We start from the raw sequence: 19,934 nt of genomic DNA on the forward strand, positions 1-19,934 counted from the left end.
GAGCGCATCCACGGCCCTCGCGGAGGAGCTTCGCAAGGTCACACTTGACGTCACGAAGATGGATTGCGCTGTGTGTCCGATTACGGTTCGCAAGGTAGCTTCGCAAGGTCACACTTGACGTCACGAAGATGGATTGCGCTGTGTGTCCGATTACGGTTCGCAAGGCAGTTGAGAAAGTACACGGCGTGGCTTCGGCTAAGGTCGACTTCGCAGGCAAACGCACGCAGGTAGTCTTTGACCCGAACAAGGCGTCGGTCGACGCGTTGACAAACGCTACCGCCACAACTGACTCCAGCTATCCGACTCACGTCAGGCAGGTGCAGTAATGATTTCAGTCGTGTTGGATTCCAACATCACCTGTCCGGTGTGTGGGCACAAGAAAAACGAGACGATGCCGACCAACGCCTGTGTGTGGTTTTACGAATGCGAGCATTGCAAGGCAGTGGTCAGACCGAAACCCGGGGATTGCTGCGTGTACTGCTCGTACGGTACCAACAGGTGTCCGCCGATGCAGCAGTCTGACTCCTGCTGCGCCTGACCAGGTTCACGCAATTGGCCAGGCGCGACGCCGAGACAGGACGCCCCGACAGTCACCGTTTCCGGAAGCAGGAGTAAAGAAACAGCTGGTTGGAACCAGCCGGCGTGTGGGGGTCTTCGAGTGCGCCTGTTACCCATTCGAATCCTGTACCGGATTCGTCCGAGAGCTGCTGAGCGTCGTATCGCGTGCAAGAGCGCAATTGGTCGAAACGACGGCGGTCAGTCGCGCAATTCAGCGCTTCGCTAGAGGTCACGCCTCCAATTCGGCTGTCCGCTTGGGCTTCGCTGCGGGTCGCGCTTCCGTCGCACGCGTCGACGCCTCCAACCAGAACACCAACTCGGCGTTATTCGTTTTCCCCGCTGGCGAGAAGTACGTGTCCTGCCACGAGTCATCCTCATGCAGTCCCTGCCAGCTATCCTTGGTCCCATGCTGCGCGAGAAGGTAACGCCAGCGGTAGTGGTCGTACACATCGAGCACGTGAACTGCATACGCAGATGCCAGGCTGACGTTACCTTCAATGATAAGGAGGTTCTCATCGTTGGTGGACGACGCCTTGTTGCCGAGGTTGTGGCTTCCGACAACCACGGTGCAGTTCTCGGGGTCAAACGGGTCAATGACAACTATTTTGTCGTGAATGACGGCGTGACCGGCTCTTGCGAGTTCCTTTTCCCAGACGCCGAATGCGTCATTTACTCCTTCGGTTGGAATCACCTGAGCGGGGTCCGCTGGCCTCGTATTGTTGTTGTGAAGGTCGATGACGAAGTTGCCCGCGCGGTCTGCATTGGTGAGTGCGCCCCGGATGAAAAGTGTGCTGTTCTTTTCCTGCGCTGACGCAGCCGCGTCAATGATGCTGGGCTGGCCTGGGTCGAAAGCTAAGAACAGCACCGCTGATTTTGCGTTCTCGATGCGCGCATACACATTCGCCATATCCGGCGGCGTCACGCCTTTCGCCTTGTTCTTCTGCGGCGTGTTCGGTGAGAACCACAGCGTTGCTTTCTTCGCGCCGGGAATCTCCACGGCGATGGGGGATGCGTTTTCCGTCCGGAACGTCTTGCTCTGTAGTGCATGAGGGTCCGTGCCCGCGTCTAGCGTATCCTTCTTGAGCGCATCCCAATAGTTCGAGTAAGCGTTTGCCAGTGTTGGAGAGCGCAGCACGATGCTGTTATTCGTTTGTGCGCACAGCCCCGTCGGCGTCCAATTGGTCGAGCCAGTCAGCACGGCCGCCGGCTTGCCATAAGCATCGACGTAAAGCATGAACTTGTTGTGCCCGATATGGCTGCCGTCGGGCAGCATCCGGTCTATCACGTCGACTCCGGAATGATGGAGCGCTACTCGTGCGGGCGCGTTTTCCTTGTCATCGTGCGTCGTGCTGTCGTAGGTGTTCGACAGAATCAGATGCAATTGTTTGTTGCTGACCAGAGATGCTTCGAGTTGTTTGTCGGCGAGCTCATACAATGCGCCGTAACAGCTTCCACCGTGCGCTTTTGCCTCCACCAGCAGCGATGGCAGCACTGTGACCAGGTCGCCGGCCAGCGACTTTCGCAGTGGGTCATTGGCGTCGGCGATGCGTTTGAGCAGAGCGCCAGAGTCCGGCAAATCGGCCTTGCTCTTGGGGAGCTGACGGGCTACGGCCTGCGTGGCAAGTATCCCCCGATTGAAATAGCATTTGATGGCTTCAGGGTCTTCCTGCGGACCGTGTTCGGCCGTCAGACTGACTGGGTTCGAAAAGAGAGCGCTTACGCCTGTGAGCGGCGACAGCTTCGGCGACGCATCTTTGCTGAAGGTCCCCTGAAGTGGGATGATTTGATAGATGTAGCTGCCCTGTGTATGCGCATCCCGTGCATACAGGTCCTTCCAGAAGAACTTCTGGATTGGGCCCTGAGCGGTTGTTTGTCCGGATTGTCCCGAATTCGGATTGCTCGGAAAGCCGGCTACGCCCTGTGGACTATCGCTTTCGAGATTCGCTTGTGATGCATCAATGCGTCGGACATCGAAGCCAACGCAATCTGGAAGCTTGTGTTCGAATGTCCATGCCACAAGAATAATGTCGTTGTTCGAGAGAGCAATACACTTTGTCGACATGCGTATCTCCTTGGTGTCGCGAGGCATCCGCGACTTGATGCGGTCGCTCGCTGAGCAGCCGCGTGGTATTTACGACGGGGTTGGGATGAGGGAACGACAAGTCACCGGCACGGTGTGTCGGCCGTCAAATGGTTGCCTGGTGGCTTGAACGTTTGATGACGGCCTGACAGGACGCGATGGCCACCATGCTTCGGAAGCACGCCAGCGACCCTGATGGCTGCATTGACCGTTTGTAAGTATTGACCGCGATGACTCGTGTGTATTCAGAAGCGCGAACGAAATGCCAGACCGTATTAATTTCCAGGCGTGCGTCGTTGTACGATTGAAATAGGGTCAAACACACCGTCTAGTAAGCAAGCGCTGTTGAAGTATGTTGAAAGCAGGTCGTGGACTTCTGTAGTTCCTTTCTACGTTGCTGTATCCGAAGGCGTTCCAGACATGAGCTCGCACAATTCTGCTCCGGCGATGGAAGAACCTGACGCCTCCGCTTCGGGCTCTGTCAAAGAAAGGCCCCTTGCGGAGTCGATAAGCGTAGCCACATCTGCGGCCGAAGCGTTCACTATCCTTGCCACCGCGACCGCTGCAGAAGCCATTCGTCGCGCCCATGCACTCCGCGCGAAAGCGGACCCCGAGGTCCTCCATAAGCTTCGTGTAGCGCTGCGTCGATTGCGTTCGCTGTATTGGGCCTACGAACCGCTGCTTGACAGGAAAGACTGCACGCTTCAACGGGAGGAGTTCAAGTATCTGGCTAATGCAGCGGGTAAAACCCGAGACTGGGATGTGCTGCGTGACGTTCTTTCAGGCGAGGAGCCAACGCGGCTATCGTTTGGCCCGCTGCTTCGCGTGGTGGGCGAGCACCGGGCCGCTGCACTGTCGTTCAGTCGCAGAACGATTCGCGGCGCCGGCGTCGAAGATAAATTGCACGGCGCATTGTCCTCCGCGCAACAACAACTGAACTCACAAGTTGTGAATACGATGCTCGCAGAATTTGCAGAATCGCGAGTGGATGTCGCCGAGAAGGCGCTGAAGAAGAAGGTAAAGCGTGCGATTCAACCTGAACATCCAGGCTACGCCGCGCTGCACGAGGTACGAATCGCAGGGAAAAAGCTTCGATATTTGCTCGAGTTCTTTGCTCCGGTGCTCGACGGCAGCCATCGGAAAAAAACCGAACTGTTGACCGGGGTGCAGGACGAGTTGGGCAAGCTCAATGACCTGGTCGTCAGTGAAACGTTGCTACGACAGTATTCGTTCCAGCTGGGCGAACCGGACGTTGTCACGGAGGCTGTGGTGTTTCTTGGCGCCCAGAAAAAGCGACACATGCGCGCCGCTCACAAAATGCTGCGCAACGTATGGTGACCAGTTGGCCGCCGAGCCCAGCGCTTTCCACCGTGTGGGCTAGCTGCCGGCGGATTTTCTCTTCTTCGCTTCGAGTCGGCGCGATAGGTCGGTGAGCAGCCACTTCGCCACGACTTCAGGTCCGTTCATCCCGCAGTCGGCAAACTTGATTTCGTTCTCGTAGTAGACGATGACCGTACCGCTCATAACGCGATACCGGCCGCGATAGCGCGACCCGTTCAGTTCGATTTCAATTTCTCTGGTCGTTTCATAGTTGTCGGCCATCAATCACTGCTCTGCGGTATCTCTGATTTAACAAAAGGTACCGAACCGGATTGTCTTCGTCAACGACAGGCAAACCCGGGGATGCCGAGACCCTGAGCGGCCTTCCCGGTATACGCCATCGACGCCGGGTACCCTGAGGCGATTTGATGAGCTTTGTGGCGGCCGCCTAGTGTAGGTCTCGCGAAACACCGCGCAGATTTTCACGAACGCGTTTGGTGACCAGGACCGTCAGGTAGTCCAGGATTCGCGCGCCGTCGCTGTATTCGGCCCATGTGTCTGCATACATCTTCGAAACAGTCTCAGTGGACGTATTGGTGTCAGAGGCGATTGTCTTGACGACATGTTCAAAGTTGGGTGGGGCCATAGTGTGCTCCTGGATTTTGAAGAGAGGGGCGCGCGCGGAAAGGCGATTAGACGATGTTGCCGCCCCGCATGCAAATTGAATCGACCTATCGTTGAGGGAGGGTCAGTTGTCGTCGTTTTGTCTGTACATATTCTTTCGTAGGCCTGACCAGTGGTGTGCTTACTCCACAATTCCGTACAGGTCTCTGGCGCCCCGTCAAATGCACGCGTCGAGCGCGCAATGCACAAATCCAATCGTTTCAGGGGCTTGCGCCGCTTGCTCGCGAATTATCTACAGCCTTGCAAACAGATTGTGTGGACAACTTGCGGGTCATATCCGTAGGTGGCGTCGCCAATGCAATCGAGAACCGCTCAAAAACTGTATATACTGTTTATATCGTTTGTCAACTTGGGGATGGTCATGACCGAAGCCAGCATCAGGAAGCCGACCAAGAAAGCCTTTCACTTCCCGAAGAACGCAAACGGCCATGCGAAAGCCTCCGACAAGCAGGCAAATAGGGCAAATGCACCGGCCACCGAAGCCGTAGAGGCGAAACCGGTTTCGACCAGGGTTCCAAAACAGACGCGCGCCGCAACCGCTGGAGCAGCTTCAGCCGCTCCAGCGGTTGAAGTGAAGACAAAGCACGTGAAGAAGGAAAAGGTCGTGCGTGACAGCTTCACGATGCCGAAGTCCGACTACGAAAAAATCGCGGCGCTGAAACAGAAATGTCTTGACGCAGGCATATCGGTGAAAAAGAGCGAGCTACTGAGGGCTGGTCTTCTCCTGCTCGAATCGGCGCCCCCAAAGCATTTGCTGGCAGCTATTTCTGCCGTCGAAACTGTGAAGACCGGCCGGCCAGAAAAATCGTAGCGCTGCGGTTTCCGCACTGGACGCAACGAGCGCGCTTGCGCATTGCACGCTAGCAATTTTTCGTTGCTCATGTCCGCATCGCGCGACTTGCACTGCCGCTCATTCCGGCGCAGGTGGATAGAGTTCGCATTCCTCGTGCATCTGCTTGAGCAACGCGACGTAGTCGCGCCGCCCTTGCTCGCACGAACCAAGGCATCGCGTAGCTGAGCATTGCATCGCAGGCAAGTTTGTCCGAGGAGCGAAAATGTCGGATAAGCATCTTTCCAGCGGGTTTGACCTCGACCTCAACCTGCTTTTAACCCGGTTGCTCGAAATGGGCGGCTTGGTGGAGGCGCAGATTGCCCGCGCGATGGAGGCACTGAACACGTTCGATTTGACACTTGTTGAGCAGGTCATGGAGGGTGAACACCGGCTCAACGCGATGGAAATAGAAATCGACGAAGAAGTTAGCAACATCATCGTTCGCCGGCAACCCACCGCTCGTGACCTGCGACTCCTGATGGCCGCCTCGAAGTGCATCACCAACCTCGAGCGTACTGGTGATGAGGCACGGAAGATTGCGAAGCGAACACGCCGCATTGCCATGGAGACCACCGCGCGACCCGTCAACATCGCTGAAATCAAGGCTTCGGGCGAAATGGCTTCGCACCTGCTTCGTAGAGCGCTGGACGCATTTGCGCGCATGGATGCAACTGCGGCTGCACAGATTGTCCGCGACGACGAAACCATCGACACCGAGTTTCGAGCCTTCGTGCTCAAGCTCGTCACATCCATGAAGGAAGACCCTCGGACAATCCAGATTGGGCTCGACTATCTGTTTATCGCTAAAGCCATCGAGCGTATCGGCGACCATGCTACCAACATTGCCGAAGCCATCGTCTATGTTGTTCGCGGTACCGATATTCGCCACGAACACAGGAAGCAGCGCGAATCCGCGGGTCCGCGTAGTTGAAGGCGAAAGCGGGCGGCCAGGTCTCGGAACGTAGGTACTGTCGCGCCGCGGTCATCTGCTCAACGCTGGCAATTGCATTCGAAGAATGCGTCCCAGGCAAAGAAAATTGAGCCGCCGGGTCGAGGAGAGGACGTCGTTCAAAGTTGGCACGCCAGACTTGTGCACTGTGGGAATGCTATGGGCAAACCGTGAGTCCCTACAACGTCGGTAATCGCTCAAAGTGTTCGAAGCGGGCGAACGGTGGCGGGACCTCGGTTACCTCAAGCCTGTCGACAAGCGCGGCGGACATGCCCTCACTTAACCAGGCACACATTTCTGCAAGCTGCTCCGGCGAACCCTGAACCATCACTTCCACCGAGCCGTCGATGCGGTTGCGGACCCAGCCAGTGACGCCCAGTGCATGGGCGCGGCGTACACAGGCTTCCCGATAGCCAATGCCCTGCACGAGGCCGCGCACCCTCACCAGCCGCGTCTCAAGCATCCCATCTTTCTGGTCATCTTCCATCCGCTTGGCTCCAGCGTTGGTTGTCACGATGTCCTGCGCGCCGAACGGCTCCGCATGGACGCGCGTATTGCAAGTTGGGAGGCTATCGAGTCGGCGCTAGTCACCGGTTAACGGCGCCCCACCGGCCATGCATCTGCCAAAGCTCTCTTCACGACAGCAGGTTGTTTTTGCCTGAGCGAAACGGCGTAACGCGACGCTCAGTGAGAGAAATCTGCGGCGTTCAGCTTTATCGGCTCGTCCGAGCCTCTCAGCACCTTTCGTTCAACAGCTGCCACAATCCGCTTGTGTCCGTCCATACAAGCTTTTAGCAGGTGCGCGTCGTCTGCTCCGATGGGTGCCCAGAAGTGCTGCTCCAGTGCATCGCGAGTAATCGAACATTGCACCGCACGCCCACGGGCATGTGCGATAAAAGCGACCAGCTTTCCGTCTGCGGAAACACTGGCTTCGGCGGCGAGAGTGCTGTCCATGGTTCACGGCTTTTTGTTTACCCAACCGCCCAGTTGCCCCTGAGGGGCTCCCGGCAGTACCAGCCTTATCATAATGGTTCCCGCGTTGGTTGCCACGATGTCCTGCGCGCCGAACGGCTCCGCATGGACGCGCGTATTGCGAGTTGGGGAGCTATCAAGTCGGCGCTACTCACCGGCTAACGGCGCCCCACCGGCCATGCATCCGACAAAGCTCTCTTCACGACAGCAGGTTGTTTTTGCCTGAGCGAAACGGCGCACCGTCGTGCGCGAAAACATCACACTCGCCGCGCTTGACCGATACTTCGAGATGCATGAGAAGGAGCCTGAGACCGTCTCACAGGTAGAGGCATCAACCCTGGTTTGACACAGCGAGCACCTACGAGAGTTCAGTCAAATCCGATTCGAAGCCCCACCGCGCTTATGCCTAGTGCGGCCTGCTTGTTGGCCGGCTCACGCACCTGCGCGTGGTTCGAGGGTAGGAAGAATTCTAAAACAAGGCTTGTCGGCAAGGTTCGAGAGACCCGAAAACATGTTTCTGGCTCTCCTTAGTCGTCTTCGTTCTTAGGTATAGGGGGATTTTTCGGAGGTATCTGATTGGACTCGCCAGGGAGTCCGGTGTCCATAGTCGGTGCGGTTGTAGACGGCCCGAGGTCACGGAGCCGGAAGTCAGCCTCTAGCTCTGGTGTAAGTGGCCCGCCGAAGATGTCGTCAAACGGGCCGCCAGGACTATTACGCAAGAGGAAAATCGCGGCCTGAATCTCTTTTACCGCTCTCTCAAAATCTCCGCATGCCTCTAGCCGCTGGGCGTTCATGCCAGCCGTAGCCAGCAACATTCGGTCGCGGTCTCGAAGCAAATCGTAACCCCATGAGCGAAGGCGCTTCTTCGTATCGTCGAGCGCCCAGCCGCACTTGAATGCCTGGGTTTTGAATGGCTCCGGCGCATTCTTCCAGATGCTTTCCGTCGCGCGTTCAAGTTGCTTCATCGCCTGCAGATATTGAGCAACGTCCATCTGCCGCTCCTTGGTCTGTCCCGCAGCCACGAACCTCGAGGACCGCCAGTTTGCTGACGCGCTCAAGCGTAGGCGGCAGCCCCTGTCTGCGCAATCAGCGAACGGTGCCAACCCTCAAATTGGTCCCTGCGCACGCATATCCGTTGGCGCGTACACCTTTGAGAATCCGAGCAGAGAAGGGAGGAGAAACCCCACGTCGCACGGCTCGTCCGCAAATTTGAGATGCCCGGAAATTGGTTTCTGGTCCTCTTCAGTGGTCTTCTTTCTTCGGAATAGGAGGTGTTTTCGTCGGTATTTGATTGGACTCGCCAGGCCGTCCGGTGTTCATCGTCGGCGCGCTTTTCGCTGGGCGCTGTGCGCGCGCAGGCGACGGAAGACGAGCAATAGCAAATTCAGTTGCAATTGAGCCAGTTGACTCAGGGGTCGTCCGCAGGCGGCGTGGCCGGGACCCAATCATTGACTGAAGCAAAGCCGTTTACAGCCGAAATCCGGTTTGACATCAAGAACGGTGAACCCGGGTCGCCCAATGAATACACGAAACTGGTGTTTGCAGACGGCAACAATCGAGATGCCGCGCTTGTGCGTCGCTCAGGCAAGGTGATGAGCGAGGGCATGCTTCGCGCCGCGACGGGGGCAGGAGTGGAGATTCCACGAGGTGACATTGAGACCCGAAACCAATGGTCGAGGAACCCGCTATCTTGTCATCACTTGTGGCCCCGGCGGCATACTCTATCTGAAAACGCAACTGCGACAGACAACCTTGCCAGGCAAACGCGGCGAGTCACCTTCTGCTTTCAACGGCCTGTGGGAAGTCAGCGGAGCGACAGAAAAATTCAACGGGCTCCCGGATTCCGGCACACTCCGGATTGACCGGTTGTCGGAAAGCGAGCGTCAATGGATTCTGGAAGGCGAGCTGAGCGGGCCCTAGTTTGAACTCCCGATTGAGAGCGTGTGAACGCGGCCAACTTTCTCGTCAACGACTAAACCGGAAATCTCTGTCGCGATTCTTCTCGTGTTGTACATAGGAATCGGCCCGCCGAAATGACGGGCCGATTCCTACGAAGCACGCGCGAATCCATACCAGAAATCGACGAGAGTCGAGAGCGCACGAACAGCCCGCTGCACTGCAGGGCGCGGCGGAGCGCCAGGCATTGCGAAGGACCGCCGTGAGCGCGGCATTTTTCGGACATGACTGCGTTGCGGGAGCCTCCGTTGTCGATTTTGTCGCCTACCTGCCGCTACAAAGGAGACGAATGAGCGACACGAGGCACGCACCTTGCTGCACTTCATTCGTGAGCGGCAGACGCTTGCATGAGATATCTTCTCCGGAGGTGAGCCATGAAAAATATAACCAGGACGTTTTTCGCTTCGGCTCTCGCGATGGCACTGTCGGCAATAACATACGCACAGGCCGGCGGCAGCGCTGGCGGGGTCCCAACACCCGGCGCCGGTGCCGGTTCGATGAAGACCCCGAACGAGACCGGCTACGGTTCTCCCGACGTTACGGGCAGTGGCGTCGTCGCGGCGCGCAGTATCCCCAGGACGGAGCGTTCCAATAGGGGCAAGACCAACGGTCTGAATAAGGGTACAAATAGCGGCGCGAACAGCGACGTCAAAAGCGGACCTGGCGGCTCAAGGCAAAAGGGCCAGTAGTACGCAGCTGCCTCGTCACGATGCCAGTGGTATCCCACTTGCTGACTCGGTAATCGTGTATAGGCTACGTCTTGAATTGCCACCGACGCGATAACAGCGGGTTGCACACGGCTTCGTCATCGCTTACCGCGCGGAGACATGAAATCGACAATTTTCGACTCGTGCAACTCGCGATTCGTTGCGCAATGCTGGAACTGAGGACCGGGCGAAGGGCTCGATGTCCTGCTATCAGGAGACCTCTCGACCCGTTTCCCGTCTGGCCGAACGAAGCGGGACGAGGGTTACCGGGCGGCTCTGCTGTAGGGGGCCGTAGTGATTGCGGTTCCGCCTGATTTCAGAACAAGTTCCCACGGAGCTCACTGTTCGTTGCGTCGGCAGAACAACGCAGGCGTTGTGTTGGTGAAGGGGGCACGCCGCGCGAAGGCAGGGGTTGGCGAGCATCGCGTTTGTCGAGCGCACCTGGAACGTCATATTGCTTCAACCGTCCGGCGGCCGCAGGATGCATATCGCGAGCGCTAGCTCCCGGGCGTCTTGTCCCCGGCGATTTACCATACGCGAATCGTGCAACCTGGTTCGTTCGCGCCCTCTGCTTCACGAACGCCCCGCTTTTCCTATACTGTTTTTGTCGCAATCTGGTAACGCGACGTCGGTCGCATACTTGGAGGAAGACATCATGAACAAGGACCAGGTCAAAGGCGTTGCTCAAAAGATGAAGGGCAAGTTTAACGAGGCCATGGGCAAGGTCACGGGCAGGCCGGCCCGGGAACTGAAAGGCGATGTTGAGCAAGCCGCGGGACAAGCCAGGAAAGACGTCGGGGACGCCAGGGAAGCGGCGAAGGACCGCACGACGCGTCACCATTAACCGCATGCCTCTGGGGCCTTATCAGGCGGCCGACTCGGGAAGTTGGTCGCCGGTGCCGGCGGTGATTGGGTGCCTCATCGCGCCCGGCGCGACCCCGACCTGATTCACTTCCTGCGCGACATCGTGCAACGGCTCGGCCCCCGCATCCCTCCGTCTCGAGCAGTTCCTTTGGCCACAGGAAGAACGCGCTGGTGACGCGTGCACTGAAATCGGCCACCGTCATCTTGGCGGCACGCGCCTGGAGAAACTCGAAGTCCTGTAACAAATCCTGGTCCTTCGCAAGCTGGACCACCAGCGCGTCTGGCGAACCTGTCCGGGCCCAAACAGCTCAAAAGTTCGAGCATGTTCGCGAGGTGAAGCAGCAGTTCTTGTCTGTCAAATCAGTTGTCCATCGCAGCAATCTCCACTCGCTGCGTCCCTCCTGGAAATGTTCCCTTTCGGCGCAACGCCTCGCTCCGTCGCATCTCATCCCGGCGCGTCTTCGTCGACCAATGCGTCTTCGTCCTCTGACTGCAAGACCGGAGCAGCGCTGTCGGGCACTGGCGGGCCAGACGAGTTCGGGGTGTCTCCTGGTCGCTCATCTTTACCATCATCGCGGCCCGTGTCGCGTGTCTTTCTCTTTCGATGATTCGTCATGGTTTCCTCCGTGAGGGAAGCAGCGACCCAGACGGACTGGGTGCTGCGTGTGCTGCTATCCGGCGGGCGGCGGCCGCTTCGTTTGCGCCTGTCGGGGACACAACTTTTAAATGTCAGTCGCGTTTCCTTCGCTAGCAGCACGGGTAGGAGACGAGTACGGTCCCGGTTGTAGTAGTGATGGACCGTGGCGCCCCATTGCGCATCCGCCATGGATGGTGCGCTGGTATCAGACCATCGACATGATGCGCGGCTTCAACGCGGCGCACATGGTGCCGGCGCATGGCCGTCCGGTATCGGGCGCGCAGTATGTCGCCGAGGTGCTGTGCGTGTATCGCGACGCCATCCAGTTCATCCACGATCAGACCATTCGCCACATGAACTTCGGCCTGAGCCCGGACGAACTCGCTGAGGCCATTCCCGCGTTGACGCCGCACCTCGCGGAGCACGCGTGGCTCGGCGAGTACTACGGCACGGTCAAGCATTCGGTGCGGCAGGTGTACAGCGGTCAGCTCGGCTGGTTCGATGGCGATCCGGCATCGCTCGATCCGTTGCCGCGTGCTGAACGTTCGCAGCGCATGGTCAAGATGATGGGCGGCGTGGAGGCGGTGCGTGCCGCTGCGCGTATCGCGCTGGGTGACGGCGACTGGCGTTGGGCTGCGGAACTGGCCACGCTGCTGGTGCGCCTCGATACAAGCGACGTCGAAGCCCGCAACATCAAGGCGAGCGTGTTGCGCGAGCTGGGCTACCGCACGGTGAACACCAACTGGCGCAATTGGTACCTGAGCGCGGCGCGCGAACTCGAACACGCCTACGACGAACTGCCGTTCGCCGGCAGCTCGAGCCTCGCCTCGACGGATGTATTGCGCGCCCAACCGTTGCGCAATGTGTTTCAGCGCTTTAGCGTGAACGTCGATCCGGAACGTTGCGCCGATGTGCAGATGACACTCGCATTCCACGTGACGGATCGCAATGAAACGCATGCGCTCGAATTGCGGCGTGGCGTGTTGCAGATTCACGAGCGCACTCCGTCGGCGATCGATGTTCAACTCGCGCTGGAAACCAGCACCCTGTACGGCATGTTGCGCGACATGGTGTCGCAGTTGCCGGCGTGCCTCGAGAACGGCACAGTAGTGCTGGAGCGTGGCACGGCCGAGCAGTTGCGCAGATTCTTCGATTGCTTCGACCGGCCCGCGCGGCGTATGCCCGCACTTACTACGCGATAGAAGCGACTCGCATCGGTGTGTTGGCGCAGCGGCACATCGTGTATTGGCGCATCGCGATGCGAAACCCAAGGAGGAGACATGGAAAAAATCTGGTTGAAGTCCTATCCGCCAGGCGTGCCGGCGGAGATCGACACTACGCAGTTCAGTTCTGTCGGCGACTTGCTGGAGCAGAGTTTCCAGGCGCACGCCGCAGAGCGCGCGTTCGTTTGCATGGGACACGAGTTGACCTACGGCGAACTCGATGCGAAGTCGCGTCACCTTGCGGCGTGGTTTCAATGGCTAGGCCTCGCGCGCGGCGCGCGCATCGCCGTGATGCTGCCGAACGTATTGCAGTATCCGGTGGTCATGGCGGCCATCCTGCGTGCCGGTTACGTGGTGGTGAACGTCAATCCGCTGTACACGCCGCGAGAACTCGAGCATCAGTTGAACGACAGCGGCGCGGAAGCGATCGTGCTGCTCGAACCGTTCGCGAAGACGCTCGAGACGGTGCAAGCGCAAACGTCGATCAGGCATGTCGTGCTGACGTCGATCGGCGAGATGCTCGGCGCGGGTAGTCCAGAGGTTGCAGAGAATGTGCCGCCGACTTCGTGTATTGCGCTGAACGATGCGATCGCACGCGGTTCGGACGCGGGCTTTACACCCGTCACGCTCACGCAAAGCGATGTGGCGGTGCTGCAATATACCGGTGGCACCACCGGCGTCTCGAAGGGCGCCACCTTGCTGCACGGCAACCTGATCGCCAACGTCCTGCAATCGGAGTTGTGGCGCGAACCGGTTTATCGTGGGCGCACCGACATCAAGCAGTACATCACGGTCGTCGCGCTGCCGCTGTATCACATCTTCGGGCTGACGGTCTGCGGTTTGCTGACGATGCGTTGTGGCGGCATGGGCATCCTGATTCCGAATCCGCGCGATCTGCCGGGGCTGATCAACGCCTTGCGAGGCTACGCGATCAACTCGTTCCCCGGCGTGAACACGATGTACAACGCGCTGCTGAACGAGCCGGACTTCAAGACGCTCGACTTCTCGAAGCTGGTGCAATCGAACGGCGGCGGCATGGCGGTACAGCAAGCCGTCGCGCAACGCTGGCAGGCGCTGACCGGTGTGCCGATCGTCGAAGGCTATGGGCTCTCGGAAACCTCGCCGTGCGCCACAACCAATCTGCCGACGTCCACCGCGTTCACCGGGACTGTCGGCTTGCCGTTGCCGTCCACGGAAATTACGATTCGCGACGACGCCGGCAATGACGTGCCGCTCGGCGAGCGCGGCGAAATCTGCATTCGCGGGCCGCAGGTGATGGCCGGCTACTGGAACCGTCCCGACGAAACCGCGAAGGTGATGACGCCGGACGGCTTCTTCAAATCCGGCGACATCGGCGTGATGACGGAAGAAGGTTTCGTGAAGATCGTCGATCGCAAGAAGGACATGATTCTGGTGTCGGGTTTCAACGTCTATCCGAACGAAATCGAGGACGTGGTGGCCAAGCACCCGGGCGTGTTCGAAGTGGTGGCGGTGGGCGTGCCGGACGCGGAGGCGGGTGAAGTGGTGAAGCTTTACGTCGTGAAGAAGGACCCGGCGCTCACCGACGCGGACATTCTTGCGTTCTGCAAGGAGCAACTGACGGGTTACAAGCGCCCCAAGATCATCGAGTTCCGCAGCGAACTGCCGAAGACCAATGTCGGCAAGATTCTGCGGCGCGCATTGCGCGACGAGGTGAAAAGCGCGGGCTGAAAGCGGGCGCGCCACGCGTTTTGCCGCATGTCGGCACGTGTGGCGCGCCCTGCAGCGCGGCGTGATTCCGGGTACATTGTCGTTCTCGACATCACGCACTAGGGAGTACACGATGCGCCTGCTTCACACTATGCTCCGGGTCGGCGACCTGGACCGTTCGATTGCCTTCTACACCGAGCTGCTCGGGATGAAATTGCTGCGCCGCGATGACTATCCGGACGGTAAATTCACGCTGGCTTTCGTGGGCTATGAAGACGAACGTGATGGCACCGTTCTCGAACTCACGCACAACTGGGACACGCCGTCGTACGACCTCGGCACCGGTTTTGGGCACCTCGCCGTCGAAGTCGCAGACGCGTATGCGGCGTGCGACAAGATCAAGGCCCAGGGCGGCAAGGTTGTGCGCGAAGCCGGCCCGATGAAACACGGCACCACCGTGATCGCTTTCGTCGAAGATCCGGACGGCTACAAGATCGAATTCATCCAGAAGAAAAAGTGACGTAAGCGGCGGGGTGAGGACAAGCTATGAATGACAGCAATCCCTACTTCAAAGAACTTAACGAGATCCACGTTGAAATCCAGGCGTTGTTCGACGGTTCTGCGGATCACGATGCGCTGGAGCGCATCATGGCGCGCTTCGCTCCGCAATTCACGCTGGTTATGACATCCGGACTCGCACTGGACCACGCGGGCCTGCGCGCGACTTTCGCGAAGCTGAACGGCGCGCGCCCCGGCTCGCAGATCACGATTCGCGATATGGAGATCGTGTCTGAATATCCGTCGGGTGCGGTGGTGAAATATCGGGAGTATCAGCGCGACAACGCGGGCAATGCGAACGTGCGGCGCTCGACAGCGGTGATGGACCTGGACGCGCACGGCAAGGTGACTTGGCGTCACTTGCAGGAAACTTTCTGTACGGAGTGAGTGGCGGGTTGTAGAAGGCTGGCGCTTCGCGCTGAGGCGCCGGCTTTAAGTCTGCATGGCCGAAGTCCTGAAGGGCCGAAGAAGGCCAAAGAGGATCTGAAGGCCTTAAAGCGTCGGCAGCAATTCCGGCGGATGCGACTTCAACGTCTGCCGCGCCTCGCGGAATTCCGGAAAAATCGATTCGACAGTCTCCCAGAAGCGCGGACTGTGATTCATCTCGCGCAGATGCGCGAGTTCGTGCGCCACGACGTAATCGATGATCGACAGGGGGAAGTGAATCAACCGCCAGTTCAGGCGGATTTTCCCATCGCTCGAACAACTGCCCCAACGCGTGGCCGCGGAAGAGAGCGCATACGCGCGATAGTTGACGCCCAGCTTCTCCGCGTAGATTGCGAGGCGTTCGCCGAACAGGCGCTTTGCTTCGCCTTGCAGCCAGCCTTGCACGCGATCCTTGATCTGCTGCGGGTCCGCTTGCAACGGCAGCGGCACTTGCAGTGCGGCTTCATCCGCATTGAACGCGAGCGTGCCTTGCGGCGAGCCGAGTTTCACGCGCACCGGCTGACCGAGATACGGCACTTCCGCACCATCTTTCCAGTCGACCTTGGGCAACGCGCGCTGTTCGACACGCGTTTGCCATTCGATCAGCTTCGTAAAAATCCAGCGCTGCTTTTCGGTGATCGCGGTTTCGATATCCGCGAGCGTGACCCAACGTGGTGCGGTAATCATCAGGCCGGTGCTGTCGATCGCAAAGCCGATCGAGCGGCGTGCCGAGCGCTTGAGCGCATAGTGCAGCGTGCGCGAACCAATGGTGAGGCTGCGCAGCTTGGTGCCGTCCGGTGCGAGCGGCACGACCGGCTGCTGCCCGCTCTGCGAGCCCGCCGTTGGTGCGGAGGGTGTTGGGGACGACGACGTCGACCCCGGCTCGGCGAAGAGCGGGAGATCGAGCTGCCGGTTATCGAGCGCCGCAGCGGGCTGCGACGTAGGAGACTTCTGCATCGGATTCGGCTTCGCGCAAATGCGCCTTCGAGGGCGCGGGCGCGTCAGATTGGTGCGGCGGCGGAGCTGCTTTCCGCCGCGCGGTACGCGGTAGGATCGATGCGACGCATTTCAGCTTCGATCCACTTTTCGACGCGCGTGTTCACTTCATCGGGCGTGAGCCCCGTCGTGTCGATCGGCTTGCCGATCGACACTGTGACTATACCCGCATATTTGAGAAACGAGTTGCGCGGCCACACACGTCCGGCGTTGTGTGCGATCGGCACGACCGGCGCGCCGGTAGCAATCGCAAAACGCGCGCCGCCGGTTTTGTACTTGCCTTGCTTGCCGGTCGGCGTACGTGTGCCTTCCGGAAACATGATGACCCAGGCACCTTCGGCCATGCGCTGCTTGCCTTGCTTGATGACCGATTCGAACGCGTACTTGCCTTCCTTGCGGTCGATGTGGACCATCTTCAGCATGCCCAACGCCCAGCCGAAAAACGGCACGTACAGCAGCTCGCGCTTGAACACGTAGCACAGCGGCCGTGGCATCAGCGCCGGAAACGCCAGCGTTTCCCATGCCGATTGATGCTTCGACAGCAGCACGGCCGGACCGTTAGGCAGGTTCTCATAGCCCTCGATCTTGTAGCGGATGCCGTTCAGCCAACGCACCGTGTGAAGCGTGGCGCGGCACCAGCCGGCCGCCATCCAGTAGCGATTGTCGGCGCGCATGAACGGAAACGCGATGAAGCACGCGGTTGCGTACGGCACCGTGAAGAGCACGAAGTAGATCAGCAGCAGCAAAGAACGGATGAAGCGCATCGGCGGGGTCAGTGAGGGTTGGGGACGCGCGTGGTGCGCGTCACTCGTGAGCGTCGGAAAGGAAGTCGAGTGCGAACGCACGCAGGTCGTCGTGCACACGCGTACCCTCGGGCAGGCCGCCGGCTGCGAGCGTCTTGCGGCCCTTGCCGGTCAGCACCAGATGCGTCGGATGGCCGAGCGAGGCACCCGCTTGCAGATCACGCATCGCGTCGCCGACCACCGGCGTATGGTGCGGATCGACTTCGAAACGTTCGGCGATCATCTTCAGCATGCCGGGCTTCGGTTTGCGGCATTCGCATTGATCTTGCGCCGTGTGCGGGCAGAAGAACACGGCGTCGATGCGCCCGCCGACCGCCGCCGCCATGCGATGCATTTTCAGATGCATCGCATTGAGCGCGTTCATGTCGAAGAGACCGCGGCCGATGCCGGACTGGTTGGTCGCGATCGCCACGCGATAACCCGCCTGGTTCAGCCGCGCGATCGCTTCGAGCGAGCCGGGCAGGGCAACCCATTCGTCCGGCGACTTGATGAACGCGTCGGAATCGACGTTGATCACGCCGTCGCGGTCGAGAATCACCACCTTTTTGGTTGGCATGGCGCGGGGCTCAGGCGGCGAGTCGGGAAATGTCGGCGACGCAATTCATCTGCTGATGCAGTGCGCCGAGCAAGGCCAGACGGTTGGCGCGCAACGCCGGATCTTCGGCGTTGACCATCACGTCGTTGAAGAACGTGTCGACCGGTTCGCGCAGCGCGGCGAGCGCGGTGAGTGCGCCCGTGTAGTCGCGTGCGGCGAGTTGCGATTGCACGCGCGGTGCAACCTGTTCGAGTTGCGCATGCAAGGCTTTTTCGGCCGCTTCGGTCAGCAGTGCAACCTGCACACCGCCGGTCGCTGAACCTTCCGATTTCTTCAGGATGTTCGAAATCCGCTTGTTGGCCGCTGCGAGCGATGCTGCTTCCGGCAGTGCCGCGAATTCGCGGACTGCATCAAGGCGCGCGACGATGTCGTCGAGGCGCGTCGGGTTCAGTGCCAGCACCGCGTCGATTTCGCCGGGCGCGTAGCCGCGTTCGCGCAGCAGACCGCGCAGGCGGTCCATGCTGAATTCGTAGATCGCTTGCGTCGAATCGGCGACGCCCGGCACGGTGGCGAATTGCGCGTAAGCGGTGCGCAACAGTTCGATCAGGTCGACCGGCAATTGCTTCTCGACCAGAATCCGCAGCACGCCGAGCGCATGACGGCGCAGCGCGAACGGGTCTTTCTCGCCGGTGGGTTGCAGGCCGATGCCCCAGATGCCGACCAGCGTTTCGAGCTTGTCGGCGAGCGCGACGACGGTGCCGGTTGCCGTGGCCGGTAAGGCATCGCCGGAGAAACGCGGCTGATAGTGTTCCGAGCACGCCAGCGCGACTTCTTCCGGCTCGCCGTCGTGGCGCGCGTAGTACGTGCCCATCGTGCCTTGCAACTCGGGGAATTCACCGACCATGTCGGTGATCAGGTCGGCCTTGGCCAGACGCGCGGCGCGCTTTGCGAGCGCGACATCTGCGCCGATCAGCGAGGCAATTGCCCCCGCCAGCGCTTCGACGCGCTCGACGCGTTGCAGCGCCGACCCCAGCTTGTTGTGATACACGACGTTCGCGAGTAGCGGCACGCGGTCGGCGAGCGGCTTCTTCTTGTCCTGCTCGAAGAAGAACTTCGCATCGGCCAGACGCGGACGCACCACGCGTTCGTTACCTTCGACGATATCGCCCGGCGTCTTCGTTTCGATGTTCGACACGATCAGGAAGCGCGAGCGCAGCTTGCCGTTCGCATCCGTCAACGCGAAGTATTTCTGGTTCGTCTGCATCGTCAGGATCAGGCATTCCTGCGGCACTTGCAGGAATTCGTCCTCGAAACGGCAGGCGTAGACTACCGGCCATTCGACCAGCGAATTCACTTCATCCAGCAGCGATTCGGGCATCACGACCTGATCGCCGTCGGCTTGCTCGAGCAGATGGGTGCGGATGGCCTCCTTGCGGTCGGCGAAATTCGCGACCACACGGCCCTTGTGCATCAGCGTATCGGCGTACGAATCCGCGTGCTGGATCTGCACGAAGCCTTCGGACAGGAAGCGGTGGCCGAGCGTGGTGTCGTCGGCATCGACGCCCAGTGCCGTGACCGGCACCACCTGTTCGCCGTGCAACGTGGTCAGACGATGCGCCGGACGCACGAACTGCACACTGGTGCCGTCCGGGCGTTGATACGTCATCGGCTTCGGAATCGGCAACTTGGCGATCGTTTCGTCGAGCGCTGCTTGCAGGCCTTCGGCGAGCGTGGCGCCCGGCGCGGCGTAGCGCAGGAAGAAGGCTTCGGCCTTACCGTCCTGCGCGCGCTCCAGGTCGTTCACCGAAAAATCGGGGAAGCCGAGCGCGGCCAGTTTCTTGGCGAGCGGTGCCGTGGGCTGGCCGTCTTTATCCAGCGCGACGGAAACCGGCAGCACTTTTTCTCGCACGTGTTTTTCCGGCGCGACCGAACGCACGTTCTTGATCGTGACGGCGAGACGGCGCGGCGTGGCGTAACGTTCGAACGACAGTTCGCCTTCGACCAGGTCGCGCGCCGCGAGGCGTTGCGCAATGCCTTCGGCGAAGGCGTCGCCCAGACGCGCGAGCGCTTTCGGCGGCAGTTCTTCGGTCAGCAGCTCGACGAGCAGGGTAGCTTGATGGGGTTGAGTCATTTCTTGGTGTTCTC

At 59.8% G+C, this 19,934-nt stretch carries 21 protein-coding genes and 1 pseudogene; 12 read left to right on the forward strand and 10 right to left on the reverse strand.

Translation table 11 applies throughout. From position 1 onward, the window contains the following. Positions 1-122 precede the first annotated feature (122 nt). Both P3T25_RS25800 and P3T25_RS25805 read left to right on the forward strand, forming a co-directional pair. A pseudogene (locus P3T25_RS25800) lies at positions 123-326 on the forward strand (cation transporter); the annotation flags it as partial. Further along, the gene (locus tag P3T25_RS25805) at positions 326-538 is read left to right on the forward strand and encodes a GDCCVxC domain-containing (seleno)protein (RefSeq protein ID WP_154560564.1); all 213 of its coding nucleotides are present in this window, start codon (positions 326-328) and stop codon (positions 536-538) included. The pseudogene P3T25_RS25800 and the gene P3T25_RS25805, both read left to right, overlap by 1 nt. Positions 539-787: 249 nt before the next feature. Here P3T25_RS25805 and P3T25_RS25810 read toward each other — a convergent pair whose 3' ends face one another. Next, complete coding sequence (locus P3T25_RS25810) at positions 788-2,620, reverse strand: phospholipase D-like domain-containing protein (RefSeq protein ID WP_429359394.1); 1,833 nt, start codon at positions 2,618-2,620, stop codon at positions 788-790. 438 nt (positions 2,621-3,058) lie between these two features. On the opposite strand from P3T25_RS25810, the gene P3T25_RS25815 reads away from it, so the two are divergent. Then, complete coding sequence (locus tag P3T25_RS25815) at positions 3,059-3,976, forward strand: CHAD domain-containing protein (protein WP_429359395.1); 918 nt, start codon at positions 3,059-3,061, stop codon at positions 3,974-3,976. A 39-nt stretch (positions 3,977-4,015) separates the two neighbouring features. On the opposite strand, the gene P3T25_RS25820 is transcribed toward P3T25_RS25815, so the two are convergent. Both P3T25_RS25820 and P3T25_RS25825 read right to left on the reverse strand, forming a co-directional pair. Further along, positions 4,016-4,240: a hypothetical protein gene (locus tag P3T25_RS25820; protein WP_154563513.1), complete on the reverse strand. Its 225-nt coding sequence runs from the start codon at positions 4,238-4,240 to the stop codon at positions 4,016-4,018. A 166-nt stretch (positions 4,241-4,406) separates the two neighbouring features. Beyond that, complete coding sequence (locus P3T25_RS25825) at positions 4,407-4,604, reverse strand: DUF3562 domain-containing protein (protein ID WP_154560568.1); 198 nt, start codon at positions 4,602-4,604, stop codon at positions 4,407-4,409. 399 nt (positions 4,605-5,003) lie between these two features. Here P3T25_RS25825 and P3T25_RS25830 point away from each other — a divergent pair, with 399 nt between their 5' ends. Both P3T25_RS25830 and phoU read left to right on the forward strand, forming a co-directional pair. Next, positions 5,004-5,453 carry a hypothetical protein gene (locus P3T25_RS25830; protein WP_429359396.1) on the forward strand — a complete coding sequence of 150 codons (450 nt, stop codon included), beginning with the start codon at positions 5,004-5,006 and terminating at the stop codon, positions 5,451-5,453. Between the two features lie 244 nt (positions 5,454-5,697). Next, positions 5,698-6,405: a phosphate signaling complex protein PhoU gene (gene phoU / locus P3T25_RS25835; RefSeq protein WP_429359397.1), complete on the forward strand. Its 708-nt coding sequence runs from the start codon at positions 5,698-5,700 to the stop codon at positions 6,403-6,405. Positions 6,406-6,601: 196 nt separating this feature from the next. Here phoU and P3T25_RS25840 read toward each other — a convergent pair whose 3' ends face one another. From P3T25_RS25840 to P3T25_RS25850, 3 genes are all read right to left on the reverse strand, one after another. After that, a complete protein-coding gene (locus P3T25_RS25840) occupies positions 6,602-6,910 on the reverse strand; it encodes an acylphosphatase (RefSeq protein WP_154560571.1) in 309 nt (102 codons plus the stop codon). Between the two features lie 197 nt (positions 6,911-7,107). Beyond that, positions 7,108-7,377, reverse strand: coding sequence for a DUF1488 family protein (locus P3T25_RS25845; protein ID WP_154560572.1), 270 nt, complete (start codon positions 7,375-7,377; stop codon positions 7,108-7,110). A 545-nt stretch (positions 7,378-7,922) separates the two neighbouring features. Continuing rightward, positions 7,923-8,387, reverse strand: coding sequence for a hypothetical protein (locus P3T25_RS25850; RefSeq protein ID WP_429359398.1), 465 nt, complete (start codon positions 8,385-8,387; stop codon positions 7,923-7,925). Positions 8,388-9,042: 655 nt separating this feature from the next. Between P3T25_RS25850 and P3T25_RS25855 the strand changes: the two genes are divergently transcribed. The 7 genes from P3T25_RS25855 to P3T25_RS25885 all read left to right on the forward strand — a co-directional run bounded on the left by P3T25_RS25855 (position 9,043) and on the right by P3T25_RS25885 (position 15,416). Beyond that, positions 9,043-9,315, forward strand: a complete 273-nt coding sequence (locus P3T25_RS25855; protein ID WP_429359399.1) for a hypothetical protein — start codon at positions 9,043-9,045, stop codon at positions 9,313-9,315. 410 nt (positions 9,316-9,725) lie between these two features. After that, entirely contained in the window at positions 9,726-10,040 is a 315-nt protein-coding gene (locus tag P3T25_RS25860; RefSeq protein ID WP_429359400.1) for a hypothetical protein, read from the forward strand. Between the two features lie 673 nt (positions 10,041-10,713). Further along, the gene (locus P3T25_RS25865) at positions 10,714-10,902 is read left to right on the forward strand and encodes a CsbD family protein (protein ID WP_154560575.1); all 189 of its coding nucleotides are present in this window, start codon (positions 10,714-10,716) and stop codon (positions 10,900-10,902) included. Between the two features lie 746 nt (positions 10,903-11,648). After that, on the forward strand, positions 11,649-12,761 hold the full coding sequence (locus P3T25_RS25870) for an alkyl sulfatase dimerization domain-containing protein (protein ID WP_429359401.1): 1,113 nt from the start codon (positions 11,649-11,651) through the stop codon (positions 12,759-12,761). Positions 12,762-12,839: 78 nt separating this feature from the next. Continuing rightward, positions 12,840-14,492 carry a long-chain-fatty-acid--CoA ligase gene (locus P3T25_RS25875; protein WP_429359402.1) on the forward strand — a complete coding sequence of 551 codons (1,653 nt, stop codon included), beginning with the start codon at positions 12,840-12,842 and terminating at the stop codon, positions 14,490-14,492. 112 nt (positions 14,493-14,604) lie between these two features. After that, positions 14,605-14,991 (forward strand): lactoylglutathione lyase, encoded by a 387-nt coding sequence (gloA, locus tag P3T25_RS25880; protein WP_097391309.1) that lies wholly within the window; start codon positions 14,605-14,607, stop codon positions 14,989-14,991. Positions 14,992-15,017: 26 nt separating this feature from the next. Next, positions 15,018-15,416, forward strand: a complete 399-nt coding sequence (locus P3T25_RS25885) for a hypothetical protein (protein ID WP_429359403.1) — start codon at positions 15,018-15,020, stop codon at positions 15,414-15,416. 105 nt (positions 15,417-15,521) lie between these two features. Here P3T25_RS25885 and P3T25_RS25890 read toward each other — a convergent pair whose 3' ends face one another. The 4 genes from P3T25_RS25890 to glyS are packed head-to-tail and all read right to left on the reverse strand — an operon-like array spanning position 15,522 to position 19,920. Continuing rightward, a complete protein-coding gene (locus P3T25_RS25890) occupies positions 15,522-16,412 on the reverse strand; it encodes a M48 family metallopeptidase (protein ID WP_171926295.1) in 891 nt (296 codons plus the stop codon). 44 nt (positions 16,413-16,456) lie between these two features. Then, positions 16,457-17,215, reverse strand: a complete 759-nt coding sequence (locus P3T25_RS25895; RefSeq protein WP_154560580.1) for a lysophospholipid acyltransferase family protein — start codon at positions 17,213-17,215, stop codon at positions 16,457-16,459. Between the two features lie 40 nt (positions 17,216-17,255). Beyond that, positions 17,256-17,810 (reverse strand): D-glycero-beta-D-manno-heptose 1,7-bisphosphate 7-phosphatase, encoded by a 555-nt coding sequence (gmhB, locus tag P3T25_RS25900; protein ID WP_063494776.1) that lies wholly within the window; start codon positions 17,808-17,810, stop codon positions 17,256-17,258. A 10-nt stretch (positions 17,811-17,820) separates the two neighbouring features. Next, positions 17,821-19,920 (reverse strand): glycine--tRNA ligase subunit beta, encoded by a 2,100-nt coding sequence (gene glyS / locus P3T25_RS25905; protein ID WP_429359404.1) that lies wholly within the window; start codon positions 19,918-19,920, stop codon positions 17,821-17,823. Positions 19,921-19,934: the final 14 nt, after the last annotated feature.

This window comes from Paraburkholderia sp. GAS32 (genome assembly GCF_050434225.1).
GTDB lineage: Bacteria > Pseudomonadota > Gammaproteobacteria > Burkholderiales > Burkholderiaceae > Paraburkholderia > Paraburkholderia madseniana.